The 16285-nt window shown below is 61.1% G+C and carries 15 protein-coding genes and 1 tRNA gene; 4 read left to right on the top strand and 12 right to left on the bottom strand.

Features of this window, described 5'->3' with window-relative positions; translation table 11 throughout:
- Window positions 1–14: 14 nt before the first annotated feature.
- From ACUN9Y_RS13365 to ACUN9Y_RS13355, 3 genes are all read right to left on the bottom strand, one after another.
- Window positions 15–392 carry a DsrE family protein gene (locus ACUN9Y_RS13365; protein ID WP_445461208.1) on the bottom strand — a complete coding sequence of 126 codons (378 nt, stop codon included), beginning with the start codon at window positions 390–392 and terminating at the stop codon, window positions 15–17.
- A 39-nt stretch (window positions 393–431) separates the two neighbouring features.
- On the bottom strand, window positions 432–824 hold the full coding sequence (gene tusD, locus ACUN9Y_RS13360; RefSeq protein WP_445461207.1) for a sulfurtransferase complex subunit TusD: 393 nt from the start codon (window positions 822–824) through the stop codon (window positions 432–434).
- 135 nt (window positions 825–959) lie between these two features.
- Window positions 960–1628: a Bax inhibitor-1/YccA family protein gene (locus ACUN9Y_RS13355; RefSeq protein ID WP_445461404.1), complete on the bottom strand. Its 669-nt coding sequence runs from the start codon at window positions 1626–1628 to the stop codon at window positions 960–962.
- 318 nt (window positions 1629–1946) lie between these two features.
- On the opposite strand from ACUN9Y_RS13355, the gene ACUN9Y_RS13350 reads away from it, so the two are divergent.
- A tRNA-Ser gene (locus tag ACUN9Y_RS13350) sits at window positions 1947–2037 on the top strand.
- Window positions 2038–2536: 499 nt separating this feature from the next.
- Window positions 2537–2758: a hypothetical protein gene (locus ACUN9Y_RS13345; protein WP_445461206.1), complete on the top strand. Its 222-nt coding sequence runs from the start codon at window positions 2537–2539 to the stop codon at window positions 2756–2758.
- Here the strand turns inward: ACUN9Y_RS13345 and ACUN9Y_RS13340 are convergent, their stop codons facing one another.
- The 7 genes from ACUN9Y_RS13340 to ACUN9Y_RS13310 form a co-directional block, all read right to left on the bottom strand.
- The gene (locus ACUN9Y_RS13340; RefSeq protein ID WP_445461205.1) at window positions 2759–9865 is read right to left on the bottom strand and encodes an LPD38 domain-containing protein; all 7107 of its coding nucleotides are present in this window, start codon (window positions 9863–9865) and stop codon (window positions 2759–2761) included.
- A 261-nt stretch (window positions 9866–10126) separates the two neighbouring features.
- Window positions 10127–11212, bottom strand: coding sequence for a hypothetical protein (locus ACUN9Y_RS13335; RefSeq protein ID WP_445461204.1), 1086 nt, complete (start codon window positions 11210–11212; stop codon window positions 10127–10129).
- Window positions 11209–11838 carry a hypothetical protein gene (locus tag ACUN9Y_RS13330; protein WP_445461203.1) on the bottom strand — a complete coding sequence of 210 codons (630 nt, stop codon included), beginning with the start codon at window positions 11836–11838 and terminating at the stop codon, window positions 11209–11211. Before ACUN9Y_RS13330 ends, ACUN9Y_RS13335 begins: the two co-directional genes overlap by 4 nt.
- A gap of 21 nt (window positions 11839–11859) precedes the next feature.
- On the bottom strand, window positions 11860–12507 hold the full coding sequence (locus ACUN9Y_RS13325) for a hypothetical protein (RefSeq protein WP_445461202.1): 648 nt from the start codon (window positions 12505–12507) through the stop codon (window positions 11860–11862).
- A 541-nt stretch (window positions 12508–13048) separates the two neighbouring features.
- Window positions 13049–13402, bottom strand: a complete 354-nt coding sequence (locus ACUN9Y_RS13320) for a hypothetical protein (protein ID WP_445461201.1) — start codon at window positions 13400–13402, stop codon at window positions 13049–13051.
- A 13-nt stretch (window positions 13403–13415) separates the two neighbouring features.
- Entirely contained in the window at window positions 13416–14006 is a 591-nt protein-coding gene (locus ACUN9Y_RS13315; protein WP_445461200.1) for a hypothetical protein, read from the bottom strand.
- 81 nt (window positions 14007–14087) lie between these two features.
- Window positions 14088–14750 (bottom strand): SOS response-associated peptidase, encoded by a 663-nt coding sequence (locus ACUN9Y_RS13310; protein ID WP_445461199.1) that lies wholly within the window; start codon window positions 14748–14750, stop codon window positions 14088–14090.
- 199 nt (window positions 14751–14949) lie between these two features.
- Here ACUN9Y_RS13310 and ACUN9Y_RS13305 point away from each other — a divergent pair, with 199 nt between their 5' ends.
- On the top strand, window positions 14950–15144 hold the full coding sequence (locus ACUN9Y_RS13305; RefSeq protein WP_445461198.1) for a hypothetical protein: 195 nt from the start codon (window positions 14950–14952) through the stop codon (window positions 15142–15144).
- Between the two features lie 83 nt (window positions 15145–15227).
- A complete protein-coding gene (locus ACUN9Y_RS13300) occupies window positions 15228–15440 on the top strand; it encodes a hypothetical protein (RefSeq protein ID WP_445461197.1) in 213 nt (70 codons plus the stop codon).
- 19 nt (window positions 15441–15459) lie between these two features.
- Here ACUN9Y_RS13300 and ACUN9Y_RS13295 read toward each other — a convergent pair whose 3' ends face one another.
- Together ACUN9Y_RS13295 and ACUN9Y_RS13290 are read right to left on the bottom strand one after the other, a co-directional pair.
- On the bottom strand, window positions 15460–15855 hold the full coding sequence (locus tag ACUN9Y_RS13295; RefSeq protein WP_445461196.1) for a DUF4376 domain-containing protein: 396 nt from the start codon (window positions 15853–15855) through the stop codon (window positions 15460–15462).
- Window positions 15848–16270, bottom strand: coding sequence for a hypothetical protein (locus ACUN9Y_RS13290; RefSeq protein WP_445461195.1), 423 nt, complete (start codon window positions 16268–16270; stop codon window positions 15848–15850). Before ACUN9Y_RS13290 ends, ACUN9Y_RS13295 begins: the two co-directional genes overlap by 8 nt.
- Between the last annotated feature and the right edge of the window lie 15 nt (window positions 16271–16285).

Genomic DNA, 16285 nt, shown 5'->3' with positions numbered 1-16285 from the left:
ACGTCATCGTCAGGCTAGAACGTCATCACCAGGGCATGTGCCGCGACCTGGTCAGCGACCTCCGCCGCGCTCACTGGATAGACGTCCATCTCGGCATCCGCGATGACGAGTCCGAGCCCTTCCAGGGCCTCGGCCTCGACCAACAGTGTCTCGATATCATACATTTCGAGCATGGCCAGCGTCGCATGGGTTCCCTTCTGACCCAAGGCACCCGCGGTCTGTCCAGTGACGAGCGCCGCCGCCCCTTCCCCCATGAACAGCAACGACACTCGCTTGCCGAAGGCCGCCGCCACCAATGCCGCATCGAGGCCTTCTTTCAGCAAGCTGCCACCGTGGGGACCATGACGCAGGATCACTAGCACATCGCCACCGGTCGAGACGTTATCGGTCATGATGACCTCACCATGAGCATTCCCATCGCAAGAGCTCCCTCAGGGCGCAAAAGTAACTAGCCGATCACAGGAAAGCCCCAGATCGATCAACTGACCCAGCCCAGTCAGCTCAAAGGGAGCTTCGACGCTGTGTCCCTGCTTGCCGTGGCGCTGCGCCTCGCCCTCGTCCAGAAGGCCTCGCCTCAGGGACGCCGCGATGCACACGTCGAGTCGCACATTGTGTTGGTGGTGCAGCTCCACCCAGCCATCGACGAGATGAGGTTCGTCCTGCGGCGGAGCCGCAAGACGCGCGGCGTTGTACACCCCATCATGATAGAAGAAGACGGCTTCCAGCTGGTGGCCACGAGCAATCAGCGCTTTGGCGAATCTCAAGCCGCTGTGGCTTGCTTGATGGCTGTAGGGTCCACCAAGCACGACGATGGCGTAACGCATGTCTCATCCTTTCGGCACCATGGACAACGGGAAGAGTGTACCAAAAAATAGACCCCGCCTAGGAGGCGGGGTCTGGTGTCCGGCGTAGGTTCGAAGACGGCTACCCTGACAGAAGCTGCGCGGGTAGCGGCCGTCTTAGTCCTGGCTGACGATGCCCAGCAGCGACAGCAGGCTCACGAACAGATTATAGATGGAGACATAAAGGGTGATCGTCGCGAGGATGTAGTTGGTCTCGCCCGAGCGGTGCACGATCTCACTGGTCTGGTACAGGATCGCCGCAGAGGAGAACAACACGAAGCCCGCGGAGACCATCAACGACAGCGCCGGAATCTGGAAGATCAAACCGGCCACCATCGCCAGAATCAGCACGATCGCCCCGGCCATCAGGAAATTCGCCAGGAAGCTGAAGTCCTTGCGGGTAATCAGCGCAACGGCGGAGAGACCGAAGAACGTGAGTCCGGTCATCCCCAGCGCCGTCATGATCAGTTGCGGTCCATTGGACAGCGTCAGATAGGCGCTCAGGATCGGGCCGAGCGTGAACCCCATGAAGCCAGTGAAGGCAAAGGTTGCCAGCAGCCCCATGGCCGAGTTGGCAGTCTTGTGGACGAGGAACATCAGCCCGTAGGCGCCGATAAAGAACACCAGGATGTTCAGTTGCTGGACGCCGAGGGCGACAGCCGCACTCGCGGTGAACGCTGAGAACAGCAGTGTCATCGCCAGCAAGCCGTAGGTGTTGCGCAGTACCTTGTTTGTCGCAGCAACCTGCGTGGTCTGACGATTCACCTGTGACTCTTGGTAAGCCATGTATCCAAAGCTCCCTGTTGATGGAGTAGCAATGGACACAGCATGACCCCGTGAAGTTCCCGACGCAAGCCGCTCCGGGGGTCCCTTTCAACGCCTTTCACGCGCAAAAAATGACCCGGCGCAGCACTGGCAAGGCTCGAACAGCGTTTCCTTTTGGCGACGATGCTGTCGCATTTTTGCACAATTCGGCCCTGTCGCTGGCCCCTGCTTCCTGACTCTCTTCGTTTGAGGCCCTGTCTGTGACATCGCGCTAACGTATTGATCGCACACAACTGTTGACGGCTGCGAAAAATCTGGTAGAGTACATCGCCGTAAGCCGGAGGGATGGCAGAGCGGTTGAATGCACCGGTCTTGAAAACCGGCGTAGGTTAATAGCCTACCCAGGGTTCGAATCCCTGTCCCTCCGCCACCTTATTCAAGGGGATCAGCGACTTAGCTGGTCCCCTTTTCTTTGTGTTCTGGTTAAAAAACATCCAATAGTGCAACGGGTGCAACGTTTGGCGTTGCACCGCCGCAGTTAGACCAGCAGCGAATAGACTAAAGCCTTAATCTTTAGGCGGTTCGATCGTCTTACGGCCTGGATAGAGCACCATCTTGATCCTCACCCCTCGCCAGGTCCTAGCAGGTTCTGGCACATGAGATTTAGCTGACCTACCTTGACGGCGTCATCGACAAGGATCATCTCATCAAAAATCTTATCGCCGCCTTTCTCCCTGCGATTACCGCTTTGGTCGTGAGCGCCCGTCAGGTCATCCCGCGACTTCTCGTTACGACCACCATTCGAGGTAGGCGGACAATCTTCGCGTTCACAGAAGATAATTCGTGCAATCAACAGGCAGACGCTAGGTTTGCATGAATATCCGGCTCTGCACCGCTGCGCATATCAGGACATTCCGCAAGAGGTAACCATGGACACAGAAACCATCCTTGGACTCGCCTTCACCTTGCCCCTCCTCGGGCTGCTGACGATGATCGGCGCACCCCGGGACTGGCAGAACGTGCAGGGCTGGCTAATCATCAGCTACCTGGGTATCCCCGGGTTCTTGATCATCATCGCCCTGCTCGTCAACATGCCGGCCCTCCTCTTCGGAGCGCTCTTCCTGGTCGGTATCTTTGCGGCCGGCAAGTGATCAACCAGTGCGTGCCTCCAGCACGCGCTTACCAAGAGCACGCTGAATCTGGTTTTTCATTGCCGACAGACGGTCAATGCGCTGCCGCTTAAGCTCGCCATCAATGCTAGATCGACGGATCAAATCGATTTGCTTGTTGAGGCCACTCAGGCGGCGCTGAGCACGGTTGAGGGGCTTTCGGAGGGCCAGCACATCCCGCTGAGATTCCGCCACTTCAGCGGCCTCGGCCAAGCGTCTCATCTCATGCAGTTCCTTCACATCGGCATAAGCCCTGCCGGCTTCGCGGAGCCCTTCATAGAACACCGTGCCGTATCGGGTGTATCGGTCTTCCTCGCCGAGGTCCCGGTAGAAACGGCGAATTGGCTGATACTCGTGCCAACGACTGGCCGGAGCTTCGATCCCGGTGTTGGCGCGCCATGCGACATCTCCACTGGAAGCCACCCAGGTGCCGACCTGGCCTAAGTATCCACCAATCAGGTGATCGACCTGCACCGGCGACAGTGCGAGTGGGTTCTTGTCAGGGTCGCCGATGGCGCCAACGGTATTGTTGAGCCCCTGGGAAATCCACTCGCCAACCTTCGATGTTCCCGCACGCTTGCGAAGCTCCGGACTCAGCCTATCCATGCCCATGCTCTCGATCGGTCGGCCGGTGAAGGCGTCATAGTTGGCGTAGATGTCGAGCGCCGGCTGGGCCATCTGCGGCACCGGGCTGAACGAGAAGGTGTCGGTCAGCATATGCATCAGCCGCTGACGGAAGACTTTGCCCGTGGCTTCGTCGTCCACAAACTGCTGGGTGATACGCTCTGCCATCGTGGCAATAGCCCCCACCTCGAAAGGCTTCGGGATGAAGAAGGCGTTGTCTCCAAAGCGGATAAACCAGTAAGTGTCCTTCTGCCAGTCCTCGAGCTTCTGGTATTCCTCGTCGTCCTGGTTGTGCAGGTAAAGCGCCACGGTGGCCATGGCCAGCGCCCCGCTCACCGTCCAGAAGCGCCCGGCGGCCTGCTTGTCGGTCACGTTGGCCTTGCCCTTGCCGAAGGCCTCAGCCACCACGCTGGCCCCAGGCTTCACGCCACTGCGGTAGATTTTGTCGAGACCCTGAATCCTGGCGTTGAGGAACGGCACGATGTCGATCAGGATCCGCACAGCCGGCCAGGCGCCATGGGCTGAGAAATCGATCAGGTCGCGAGCCTCGAAGGCCGCGCGCAGCTCACCACTCTCGCGGTTCTGGCTGTAGATCGCCGCGCGGTTGACGTTCTCCGCCGCGTTGTTGACGTCATTCCACCAGGCCCAGCCCTTGCGCAGCACGTTGGGCACAGCCCAAGGGCCATCCACCAGCTCGGCGTCGCGCATATTGCGCGTCAGCTGGGCGCGCAGCTCATCAGGGTTGTTGCCATAGAGGTGGCCAAAATTGAAGCTGGCCCCACTAGCCAGCATCTGGGCGCGCAGCCGCTGGTCGCGGTAGGCGCCGGCACCATCAATCACGTTCTTGAAAGAGTTCTTCGAGACGTTGTTGGTGGCGGTGGCCTGCAGCGAATCGCGGATCAGGTTGGCGACCATAAACTGCGGCGTGGTGGTGGTCAGGTTGGTAAACACGCGCTTGAAGCCGCGCATCACCTTCATCATCGCGCTGTTCATGCCGGGATGCGCCAAGGCGGTAAGCGCCTCGAAGACTAGTGGGTCGTCGATCTCGTAGAAGACCTTCTTGCCGCCCTCCATCACGAAGGTGCTCTTCTTTGTATCGCGGTTGCTCTCCGGCACCATTTCCACCATGCCGAGCTGCTTGGCGTTCTCCACCGCCTGCGCCGCCGCCTGATTCTTCAGGCTGGCATCCAGCAGGTGGTGGAAGTTCATCATGGTGTTCTGCAACAGGTCGTTGAGGTTCTGGGTGCCACCCTTCAGCCGCTTGTAGGCCTGCTGGCGGGAGAGTCCGCTGGTGGCCATCATGCCGCTGACCTGGCCGTAGTTGTCCTCGGCCAAGCGGTAGAACGGCACATAGAACTCGTCCCGCCACATCGTCCGCTGGTCGGCACTGATGATGCCGCCCTGCTCGGCCACCGCCAGTACATCATCGCGGTAGGCCTGGAATTCGTCGAACACTTCACGATAGACCGACTCACGGCTGCGCCCATCATCCATCTGGCCGCGGTTCCAGCCCTTCATCGCCTCGATGTCGCCGACGTCGAACAAGTTCTCACGGCCGTCCTGCGCCAGTCGTGCCGCCCGGTTGCCGGCGATCCAACCCATGAAGCGCTCGATCTCGGCAGCACTGCCCAGCCGGCCCAGCACCTCGCCCAGCCCCTTGGAGTCACCGTCCTGCAGGGTGATGACCTTCTGCTTGGCGTCGAGCTTGATGCGCCCGTTGTGCAGCAGGGCATGCAGGGCGCCATTCGCGGCACCGCTCATACGAGCCAGCACCCAGCTCGAGCGGGTGATGTTCTCACCCAGGGCTGACTCGCCATAGAGTCGCTCGTCGATCTCCTTGAGTGCGGCCACGCGATCCACCATGCCCTGGCGGATCTTGAGCCCGGCACGGTCGGCCTTCTCCTTGAACCAGTCCATGGCGCGATGGGGCGGCGTACGGGCGCCGATCTTGGCGGCCGCGTCCCGGTCAGCATCGGTGAAGTCGTCAAACTGGCTCTCGAAGGCGACGCGCTCCTTGCCGCGCAGGCTGTAGAGCTCGCCGTTATCGCCCCGGCGCTCGGCCTTCTGATTGCGCAGGTACTGCCGGCTCTTCTCGCCTAGGGCCAGGGCATCGGTGTGGGTCCAGCCGATGGAGGGGAGCAGCCGGCGCAGCAGATCGCGAATCTTCGCTACGGCGCGCTGCCAGGCCTTGGGCCGCAGCCCTTTCTCCAGCAGGTGGGCGACCATCTCCTCGCCGATAGTGACGCGGTCCTCGCGCTTCGATGGATCGAGGAAGGGGTAGTCACGACGCACCTCGGCGAGCGCGGCGCGGCCCTCCTTGCTGTTGGGCAGGCTGCGGAACAGCGAGAGCATCACCCGCTCGAGGTCGGCGCCCAGCACGCCTCGCATGCCCTTGTGGCCCACGGCCTCATGAACAGCAGTGCGCACGCCCTCCTGCACGCTGTCCACGTTGTCGGCGATGACGTAGAGCTGATCGCCCACGAACAGCCCGCGAACGTCGCGGGGGTTCACGCCCTGCAGCGTCATGCCGATGAGCGAGGCGGGCGGCAATTCGGACGCTGACTGAATCACCGTCACGTCCCCAAGTTCTGGGGTGCCGACCAGTGCCGCTTCGATGGCTTCCCGCCCCACCGGGCGGGCATCGCTTTGCCCAATGGCGTAGCGCTGATCGGTCTCGGTCAGGCCGTCAAGGCGCTCGGCCTCACGGGCGGCTCCTTGTGGGCCGGCCATCTGGCTGACGGCTTGTCCGTCAGGGTCGATCACCTCGTAGAGGCTGTCGTTGACCTTGGCGATGCGGTAGTCGCCCAGCTCCTGGTAGCTGCGCACGCTGCGCTCTTCGCCGGAATAGCCGGCATAGATCAGCGGCTTGTTGTGCCGCTTGGGCTTTGGCGCTTCATCGGGCTGTTCGGGTTGCTGGACAGAATCGAAAGCACTGCCGTCATCTTGCGCAGCATCGTCGGTGGTATCGGTCAGGTCCTGCTGCCCGCCGGCGGCGGCGACATCGGCGGCGCGGTCGCTCCCGGAGAGGCGGAAGTCGTCGGCCTCGGTATCGGCCTGGGCGCGATCCTCCTCTTGGCGGCGGCGGTCGGTCTCGGCATGCTCCGCCTGCTGCTGGGCATGGTCGCGGGCGGCCAGCGCCTGCTCGTCGTAGGTGGCGAGTAGCGAGGTGCTGTCGTTCACCTCGCTGCTGGGAAACTCCCGCGCCGCCTCGAGCACCTGGTCGATGGGCGCATCTAGCTGGATCACGCGGACGTCCTCGCCCTGATCAGCCCGGGCCAGCCACTGGTGGTGGCCGTCCACCACATGGCCATCGGCGGACACGAGAATGGCGCGGTCGCCACCTTCGCGGGCCTTGGCCGCCTGGACACGATCTTCGGAGAATTCGCGCTGTGTCGGACGCAAGGAGCGCGCCGGCACCGTGGCCTCGTTACTCTGGATGCCGCGGGCTGACAGGAAATTGGCTAAGGCGCCGCGGTGCTCTGCTTTGATCTGCGGCATCTCGGCACGGGGAATGCCGCGCGAGCCAGAGGCTTCTGAGAACGCTGTCCATTCTGCATCGATTGGCTGCCCTCTCAGGGCATCCGCTTGCTGGCCTTGTGCAATCCCTTGGGAATCTTCAGTTTCTCGCCCGCCGGCAGTGTTTCGTTGGCGCCGTGAAGTGCCTTGCTGAACATCTGCCTGAGGTGATCGTTGTTCGGTGCTCGCAGCTGGATCTTCGGTCTGGAAGGAGGCATTGAAGACGTCCTCGTTGGTGGTAGTGTCCTCAAACAGGGCACCGTTGCGCTCATTCTCGGCGCGCGTTCGCACAGCCTGGCCAATGTAGCGCATCGCCTCAGTCAGTGCCCGGCGGCTGCGCAAGTTGGACTGCATGGTCACCGCCAGAAGCGCAGTGGCATCGGGAACCGGTTCGCTGAACGCGTCACCCTGGCGGGTCAGCTCGCGCACGCCGATCCCATCTTGGCGAGCCTGGCGCACAATGCGGACGGCATCAATGATGGTGCCGATGGCATCACCGGCATCCTGACTGCCGGTCTCACGACCGATGGTTAGATCAGGAGCCGCGACTTGTAGCGCCGCGGTCAGGTTGCGCATCTGGTCACCCTGCTCGGTGGCCATCTCCACCATGTCGGCATCTTGAAAGGCCTTGGCGAAGACGGCTCGCTGCATGCGACTTCCTAATTCCGGGCTGGCCTGGCCATCCCGGGTGGTGTAACGAGCCGCCTCGTTATTGCCAAGACGCTGCACGAACACACGCTGGAAGTCGCGATTGCTGGCCGCCAGGGGGTCGCCCGACTGGTCCGGGGCCCAGGCTTGCACATCATCTCCGTTGAGGCTGTCGGCATCGGCCAGCGCCTGCTCGTAGGCAGTCATGCCAGCCACCTGACTTTCATTGGCGCGCCGCGCGAACTCGGCCCGATCAATGCTGGTCAGCCGCTCGCGAACCAGCACGGGGCTTGTCATCTCGTCTACTGCGACCGGGTCCATACCTAGCGCTTCGGCCTGACGCCTGACAAAAGCTCGGTAGTCGCCGGCACGTTCACTGCCTTGCCGGTAGGCCTGAGCGATCGCCATGGTTCGACCATTACCAGACTCGACTACGCCATCAGAGCCGATGATCGGCGCGCCGGCGCCGGCATCGCGACTGGAGCCCAGCCGCTCCGGGTTGAGGCGAGCGGCGATATTACGCACTTGGACCTGGCTGTTGGCGTTGGTCCGGTCACGGGGCTGAAGCTCAGCCGGATACCCAGGGTTCACGCGACCATCGGGAGTGTTCGACGGGCGCAGGTCGGCGGCCTCCGCCACACGGAAGCGGGTTCGGATGGCGGTATTATCGGGGAGGTATGCGGTTTCGCCGCGTCCCCGGGTACGGGCCAGGCGGGCGACGTCGGCGGCGTTCTGCTGCTGGCGGACGCGGGCAGCCTCAGCATCGGTGCCAACGGCGGTGTCGGTGAAGGCAGCTCGTTCGAAAGACTGATCGAGGCCGTTGTTGGCATTTCCGGCCACTGGGCCGTCACCGTAGACGATACCCTGATCGCTGATCTGTGGACGAGCATTGGCCTGTTGTTCGCGCATCCGCTCGGCTCCCTGGCGTTGAACGGCCAGAGCCTCGTCACGGCGAACCTTGCGTGCCTGAGGTTCATACTGGGTCGTATCGGCGGTGGGACCACCGGCGAAGATGGTGCCGGCATCTCCCGGCGGAAGCCGCCAACCATCCTGTTCGAGGAGCCCGGCTAACCGGTCCCGTGACGCATCATCAACAATCTCGCCTTCTGACTGCACCGGACGTTCGTCGCTTCCTGTACGAGTGAGAGCAATTCTCAGACTACCGGCAATACTTTGGGCGCGGCCGGCGAGACGAGCCGCCGAGTCAACTTGACCATTTTCGAGCGCTTGCTCGGCACGATCCAGGATCTTGCCCATGTTGCGAAGACGGGTCTGCCCTTGAAAGCTTGAGCCACGGGCGAGGTTCTGGAGTTCATCGAGCTCATCCATGGCCAGTTGGATCCGATTCCCGGCGTCCGCCATCACCGCCGGATCTTGAGGCTCCTGGACAATGGGTGAGGCTTGCTCGGCACCTTGAGCCGCCATCGATTGATCTAGAGCATCACCGCCTTGCTGTTCAGTTTCTTTGCGAGCTGCCTCAATGCGATCCACCTGCTGGCGGGCCTGGCCACGCTCGCCGATGCCAGCCGGTACACCGATGATGCCGCCCATCAGGCCGCCGGCTGCCGCCTCGTCTACCATGGCTTTAAGGTCTACGTCGGACGGATTCTGGAATAGTGACTTGCCCTCATTCTCGGACCAATAAACGGCGTGCTGTTCCATGAGGTTCTGCAGGCCTTCGGTGCCCATCTCTTGCAGAAGATTAAGCGCCAATCCGCCACCTGCGGCACGCAGAGTGCCTTGTTGGGCCTGACGTCGCAGGTCTCCTAGAACGCCATCGCTAATCTCTCTTGCTGCCTTGTCGGCCAATTCGTTTCGTCCCAGGCTGCGCAGTACCTTGACTGGCACCAGGGCGTCGGCCGCCCCCATGACGGAGGCGTGAGCCAAAGAGACGCCGGCCTCGCCGGTCTGCCCCATCAGGTTACCCGCCTCCATGCCGGTGGAGGCGGCGTAAGTGCCGAGGGCCTGGCCAGCGCGCTTGGCTCCCTCCTTGGCGGCGGCCCCGGCGAGCATTCGCGCGCCGATACCGCCCACGCCGCCCCCAGCGATAGAAGTGGCCATCATCGGCAACAGGTTACCGGCGGTGTAGGCCGCCCAGTCGAGGGCGCTAGTTTCGGGGTTAGAGAAAAGATCGGTGAAGCCATAACCAAGTGAGTTTTCAGCCGCCTCGTCCATGTTCCGCTGATACAGGCCCCGCCCCGCGTTCAAAAGTCCCTCAGACTCCAGCCCTTCGCCGGCAGCCATGACCAGGCCGCCCCCCATGGCTTGGAGCTGATCAACGCCCGCGGAAAGGCCCGCCATGAAGCCTGGATCGTCTTTCGACTCGCTTGGTCGCGCGGCGGGCGCGCCAAGTACAGCGGCGCTGAACTCATCATCTGAAAGGGATTGGAACTGTGGTTTACGGCGCAACGTCTGCGCGATCTCTTGATCACTGAACTGCTGAAGGCGCGGATTCTTACGGCGAAGATCTTCGATAAGTGCCATGTAGCGTTGTCTCCCGACAAGGCATGATAATCACCGGATGACCAGGGCGAGACACAGCCGCAGCCGCCCGGCGGACGATCAATTTTCTAGTTCAATGGGTACGCCCATATCTCGCAGGCGTATGATCCGCTCGGAAATCCACCGGCGCTGATCTTCGGACACGTACTCGCTTTTGCTGGACTCAAGCAGACGGGCAGCGACTGACGCTGCTTCGTCCAATGTTTCCTCGCTGGCACGCCCAGCCGTCCCCCTCGCGGTATTGATGCCTGCCATCATCCCACCGGACGACGCATTGCCAGCCATTTCATACTCAAGTCGGTCCAGCACATCATCAGCAGCATCACGCGCTTGTGTGGCTGCCTGACGAGCGGAATCCTCTGCCTGGCGGTTCTCTCGATCGGAGTCTGCCCGCTGGATCATGCCCGCCACACTCTCAGCGTCGCCAGTGCGATCCGCTCCCATGCCTTGCTGCAGGAGGCCTGTGCCTGCCGGCGCCGGGCCAGTGACGTCGTCGAGTGCGGCATCGATTTCTGCGTCAATGCTCTGAGTACGTTGCCCGCCGACCAATCGATCGATCTGGGAGTTGATGGTCCCCAACTGGCTATTCAGGCTCTCAGCTTCTTCAGGGCCTGGCGGAATATCACCATTCAACTGATTGGCAATCAGTTCGCGACGCGATTGCAGATCTTTGATCCGGATCTCGTCTCGAGACGTTAGTTCCTGGCCACCCATTTGGGCACCGTCAGGCAAATTCGCATCTCGATAAGCGTTGCGGCTTGGGCTCCATTGAGCATAACCATCGTCGGTTTGGACCAACTGCCAGTCGTTGCTCCCTTCCGCCTCACGAGAAGAAATCGTGCGATTGGTGCGATAGTTCTGCTGACCCTGACGATAACGCTCTTGCTGCATGCTGAGGTCATGGGTAAGGCGGGTGTTGTCCTGTTGGTAGCCTTGAAGTGTCTCGTCTCGCCCAGACTGATACTGCTCGCCAGCTACTCGCTCGCCGCGGCTAAATTCTTGCTGATCATCCTGCCGGACCATCGCTTGATCATGCTCGAGTTTGGCAAGCGCGGCTCTCCGACGACTTTCCAGTTCGCCCAGGGCATTTGTTTGAACGGCCTTGCCACCCCCAGCCACGCCGCCGGCCAGCAGCCCGCCGATCATTGCTCACCTCCCGCGCCACGCTGGGCAGCAGCTGGTTGAGCGGGTTCTTGTGCTTGCGGCCGCTGGGTACCACGGCTCTTCTGTTTCGCTTCCCGCAGTCCGCGAATCAGCTCGGCATACCGCGCTCGCTGCTCCGGTGCCATGTCTCGAGATGCCTGCTGGCCAAACTGCGCCATCGCCGCCATAAAGCCACCCTCGATGGTGTCGCCGTCTTCTGGTGAGATAATGCCCATCTTGATTGCCATTTCGCCGACCGCTTGTGCGGCAATCATTGCCGCCTGCACCATCACTCCAGGAGGAATAGTCGAGCCCTGGTCAGCAATTGCCTGGCGAACCATGAGCATTAGCTGCGCGACAAGGCGACCAATAGCCTGCTCCGGCTGGTCTCGAACCTGCTCCAGCATGTCCCGGGCTTGTTCCAGCATCGGGCCATAGAGGGATTCCAGCATCGCCTTAACGATCAGATCACGCTGTTGAGCGCCCTGACTGGGGTCCATGTCAACACGAGGGTCGCCGCCTTCTCGCTGGCCTGGTGACACCTGAGGGGATTGGCCGGGTTGGGCCTGGGGGGTAGGTGCTGATCCGCCTGAAACTTGATCAGCGCCTTGTTGCAGAAGTCCTGCCATGTGTCGTCGCCTCCCGGCGAGTTATGAGAAGAACTGTTCGGCGTAGCTGGCGTATCCGTCGAAGTCCACGGGACCATAACTGGGCGTAGGGGCAACGGACTCCGCCTGAGACGGCGATGGTGCTGCGTTACTGGCCATCATACCAGCACTGGGAGGCCCGTTCAGGCCATCTCCCATGCCATCACTAGGCCCTGGGCCCGGGCTCGGATTCAACCCCATCCCTCTACCGACACTACCACCAACCACGCCACCCATTAGTCCACCAACAAGCCCGCCATAAGGACCAGCTACCGACATGCCAAGCTCGCTACCAACTCGGCTTCCAGTCATGCCGCCGAGCGTTCCTGTCACGGTTCCCAACGCCTGCCGGCCAAAACTGTGCCCGTAGCCGTCATCGATGCTGAGACCGAATTCGGCGTTGTGATCCTGGATCGCATTCTGAGCCTCGTTGGCGGCTAAGGCCGTACTGGCCACCTTGCCCGCTACCATTCCCGGCACGCCAGTGAGTGACAGCGCGCCTTGTAATGCGGTATTCAAGAGACCAGGCCTTGCTTGGTCGTGAATATTGGCCTCGGCTTGGGTCCGGTTCGTCGCTGTGGTGGTTGATTGGGCACCGATCCGATCCATGAATCCTCTAGCCGGCTGGCGATCGGCACTGGCCTCATCCATGAAGCTCCTTTCGGCTGCCTCATCGAGGCTGGCTACAGCACCGGTTGTCACTCCACCCAGGCTAGATGTCGAGCTTTCTTCGTCGTATGCCGCTCGACGTGAACTTGTCCGCGTCTGCGTTGCCAGATCCGCACGAGAACTCGGCGTGCTGTTCGAGGGTGGTGCTGCCGGCTTGCTCGCGGCTACCGTTCGCGTGTCAGTATCTCGGCCTGTACTGGTGTGACCGCTCCCATAGCCACTGCCAGTGCCTACTGTGCCGAGCTCCGAACCCAGCCGACCGCCGCCAGCACTACTCGAATTACCGGAGCTCCCACGGCTGCTGGTGTTATCAATGTGATTGTTGCGGCTCGAAGCTGTTCGGTTGCTGCGATTTCCCGAAATGCTGGAGCCGTACGGATTGCGACTAGACGTGCGCCCTCCTCCGGCCGACCCTCGACCGCGGCTTGATGCGTCTACCGCATTACCGATGGCGCCGGAATACCCTCCGCCACCACGACCACTGGATCGGCCACCGCCGCCATATCCGCCTCCTGTAGCCGAATCAGCCCATCCCATTGCGCAGCCCTCCCGAGACCTGGCCTCTGGTGATCAGGCCATCGGTCAGCGAATTGACGTGTGTATCGTAGCCCGTCACTTCGCCCGGACGAGCGAAACGGTCTTCGCGCTCGCGGTTGTACATCTCCTGCTTAAAAGCCCATTCGTCGCGTTGCCTTTCTCGCTCGCGGTCCGCTTGCTCGCCAGCAAGGTAGGCTTGGCCGACGCCTGTGGCGATACCGCCAATTAGGTTGGCGGCTTCCGGATTGTCTCCCAGCCAATCGAAAGCAGGAGTGGCATACTTGGAGGCCGTTTTAAAGCCAGCGCTCACGGCGCTGGAAATACCATCAAACCAGCTCATGGCTTACCTCCGCTCACAAGTTGGGAAAAAGGCCAGTGTTCCGCAGATACCCTTGCAGGTTCTGGTACAGGCCTTTCTGGAAGTTGATGTCCGAGTCGCGCATAGACGTGATCTGGTTGATCATCTTGGTTTTGTCAGACGCCGAGATATCGGGATTGGCTTGGATGTTGGCGATGCCTTCCATGCCTTGAGCAACGATGTCGGTAATATTGTTGGCCATCATGCCCCAGGCATTTGCCGTGCTGGATGCTTGAAGCTCGTCCAGGCCATAGTCACGATCACGCTTCATCTGCTCGAGCGTGTTCTTCTGCTGAAGGTTGGCCATGCCTGTGTCGTACTGGTTTCCACGAGCCATCTGTTCGAGCGTGTTCTGCTGCTGCTGGGCCATCTGGCCTTTCTGAAACTGCTGACTCGCATCCTGCTGCGCGATAGGCATCGCTGCATCAATCATGGCGCCCTGGGAGGCTCCGACAGCCATAGAGCTATTGAGGAGGCCACGTCGATTGGCCTGTTGTTTGCCGAAAGTATCGGCTCGCTTCATAAGAGGGGAGTCGCTGTTCAGGATGCCATTGAGCTGGCCTTGAACAGTGTCACTTGCTGCCATTTTCGTCACCTCACGGCGAGTGGGAAGAAAGGGGCGCTTGTCTCGCACCAGGTTAGGAATGGAAGAGCCTATAATCTGCGCTCAGTTTATACGCACTATCAGTGATGCATCGTCGTTCTTCACATTGCCGACGCGCTGGCTAACCGGCCAATGGACGAGGGCATCGGACTCGATGTGCTGCACAGTGCTGCGCAGCGTCTCTCTATCCGTCAGGTCAGGGTCGAGCCACAGGGGTAGGCTTTCGCGTGTCAGGCACAGCGGCATCCTGTCGTGAACGTCACGGGCCGATCCTCGAGCAGGCTCGGTGATGATGGCACAGCCCAGGCGATCGTCCTCTCTCTGCGTCCAGAGGGCGGCAAACCACAGCAGCTCGCCGTCGCCCCTGGTGATGTAGTGAGGCTGTTTGCCGTCGGCGGTGGGGAGCCATTCATACCAGCCATTGGCCGGCACCAGGCAGCGGTGGCGGGCGAAGGCGCCGCGCCAGTACTTCGACGTGGCCACGCCCTCGACCTTGGCATTGATCGGCTGTGGCCCACCTCCATCCACCCAGGCAGGGCGGAAGCCCCACCAGAAGAGGTCTAGCTGTGGGTCAGACTCTGGATCCGGCAGGAATACGGCAGAGATGTCGGTGCCCGGGGCAACGTTGTATCGCCGAGAGGGAGGCACGACGTCGTCGAGCCCCGGTATCAGCTGCCGGAGCGTGTCGATGGCTGGCATGTCGTGGAGGTTGTAGCGTCCGCACATGGCTGAAGCATAGGCGAAATTCGGAGGAGTGGCGGTACCAGTCGTGTGTGGCGTTATCGGCGACAGAGGGCAGTCAATGATTCGCATCTAGCAACGATTCCTCACTGCCACTAAGCCCAAAGGCTGGGCTTTCTTTATGCTCTAATGCTATATGCTATGCTCGTTAGTGCACATTCACTCGTGCAGAGTAAGGATAGATATGGCCTTTCAGAGCGGAGACACAATAGCCCTTCCGCATGAGACTTATATCGAAGGGCTGGCTGTAGGCGAGAAGCGGCCCTACCACGGCATCGTTGACAGGAGCGAGCCGGGGTCGCCTCTGCAGGACCTCCTGCTCCAGGTGGTGCAGGTAGAGAAGTACGAGTACGTCTTCCAAGTCGTTGAGCTGTGGTAGCGCCTGGACCGTTGAGCCGTTCGACTCTTCGAGAGGTCGTGGTGACCTAAACTGATCTCGAGCGCGCAGACGGCGGAGGTGGCATGGAACATCAGAAAATCACCTACAAGGTCGTCGCTGGTGGGCTGCAGATGTTCTGTACGGCCTGCCAGACGCTTGAGTTCACACCATCGGGGCATCAGGGGTGGGAGCATTTCTACGTCATGCCAGCGAGTCCTCACAGCCGATCCTACTGCGTCGAGTGCAAGAGTTGTGGTAACACCTACCTCTGGGCATCGCTGATCCCAGACTGGTAGCGCCGTCCCTGGCGCCGGCTCAACCCTTCCAGGTGATCGCTTCGACAGCCTCAACCGTCTTAGCAGCAGTGATCTGCGCTGCCAGCGCTCCCTCCTGTGCAATCAGGTCACCGCGGCGAGCTGCGATATCGAGAAGCGCTTGGCGAACGTCGGCGACCGGATGGTCGGAGTGAAATTGATCATCGCTATCCTTCCACGCTGAGATGATCGTCGTGTCAGTGGCCTCGGCCAGGTCCAGCACCTCCGACAGCGCCTGCCGGTTGCTCGGATCACCAGCATAGCGGATGCCGTTCAGATTGACGCCATAGGCCTCGGCGTCTTTGCGGGACTGCTCGATTTTGGTGAGCTGCGTGATCTTGGTATCAGAGAGCTTATCCGCTTCGCTCTTGGGTGCGATCCACGATACGTTACCCATCGGCGCTCTCCTTCTTGCGAACGGTCCATCCGGTGCTGCCGGCGACATCTACGCCCTGCACGATCTCGTAGTCGTCTACGCCTGCCATGCCTGTGGGGATGACGTAGCAGGTATCGGGGTCGTAGTCAGCGGCGTCGATGAAGGGGGACTCTCGCCAGTGAGCTTTACGACCGGGGTACTGTCCGGCTATAACCTTCTGCACGAGGGTTACGTACAGCTCCCCATTGGTTCGCTCAACCCATCCGATGGCCCGTATCCCCGACGGCAGACTATCTGCCCCCTCGAATGTCCCACCTTCGGGGAAGGAGGATAGTTCGTATGCTTCTTCGTACCGATCCTCATATGCAATAACTTTTTCCCCGGAGAAGCTGTAGTGGCTGGGGGCTTGCCCGACCGCCCGTATCTTAATTTTCATCTGAGCTTCTCCTTA

This window comes from Halomonas sp. V046 (assembly GCF_052645355.1).
This window is presented reverse-complemented; position numbering and strand designations above follow the sequence as displayed.

Excerpts from the sequence above, each read along its gene's own strand:
- ACUN9Y_RS13365 (WP_445461208.1), bottom strand. The coding sequence starts at position 392 with ATGACCGATAACGTCTCGACCGGTGGCGATGTGCTAGTGATCCTGCGT.
- tusD (WP_445461207.1), bottom strand. The coding sequence starts at position 824 with ATGCGTTACGCCATCGTCGTGCTTGGTGGACCCTACAGCCATCAAGCA.
- ACUN9Y_RS13355 (WP_445461404.1), bottom strand. The coding sequence starts at position 1,628 with ATGGCTTACCAAGAGTCACAGGTGAATCGTCAGACCACGCAGGTTGCT.
- ACUN9Y_RS13345 (WP_445461206.1), top strand. The coding sequence starts at position 2,537 with ATGGACACAGAAACCATCCTTGGACTCGCCTTCACCTTGCCCCTCCTC.
- ACUN9Y_RS13340 (WP_445461205.1), bottom strand. The coding sequence starts at position 9,865 with ATGGCGGGCCTTTCCGCGGGCGTTGATCAGCTCCAAGCCATGGGGGGC.
- ACUN9Y_RS13335 (WP_445461204.1), bottom strand. The coding sequence starts at position 11,212 with ATGATCGGCGGGCTGCTGGCCGGCGGCGTGGCTGGGGGTGGCAAGGCC.
- ACUN9Y_RS13330 (WP_445461203.1), bottom strand. The coding sequence starts at position 11,838 with ATGGCAGGACTTCTGCAACAAGGCGCTGATCAAGTTTCAGGCGGATCA.
- ACUN9Y_RS13325 (WP_445461202.1), bottom strand. The coding sequence starts at position 12,507 with ATGGATGAGGCCAGTGCCGATCGCCAGCCGGCTAGAGGATTCATGGAT.
- ACUN9Y_RS13320 (WP_445461201.1), bottom strand. The coding sequence starts at position 13,402 with ATGAGCTGGTTTGATGGTATTTCCAGCGCCGTGAGCGCTGGCTTTAAA.
- ACUN9Y_RS13315 (WP_445461200.1), bottom strand. The coding sequence starts at position 14,006 with ATGGCAGCAAGTGACACTGTTCAAGGCCAGCTCAATGGCATCCTGAAC.
- ACUN9Y_RS13310 (WP_445461199.1), bottom strand. The coding sequence starts at position 14,750 with ATGTGCGGACGCTACAACCTCCACGACATGCCAGCCATCGACACGCTC.
- ACUN9Y_RS13305 (WP_445461198.1), top strand. The coding sequence starts at position 14,950 with ATGGCCTTTCAGAGCGGAGACACAATAGCCCTTCCGCATGAGACTTAT.
- ACUN9Y_RS13300 (WP_445461197.1), top strand. The coding sequence starts at position 15,228 with ATGGAACATCAGAAAATCACCTACAAGGTCGTCGCTGGTGGGCTGCAG.
- ACUN9Y_RS13295 (WP_445461196.1), bottom strand. The coding sequence starts at position 15,855 with ATGGGTAACGTATCGTGGATCGCACCCAAGAGCGAAGCGGATAAGCTC.
- ACUN9Y_RS13290 (WP_445461195.1), bottom strand. The coding sequence starts at position 16,270 with ATGAAAATTAAGATACGGGCGGTCGGGCAAGCCCCCAGCCACTACAGC.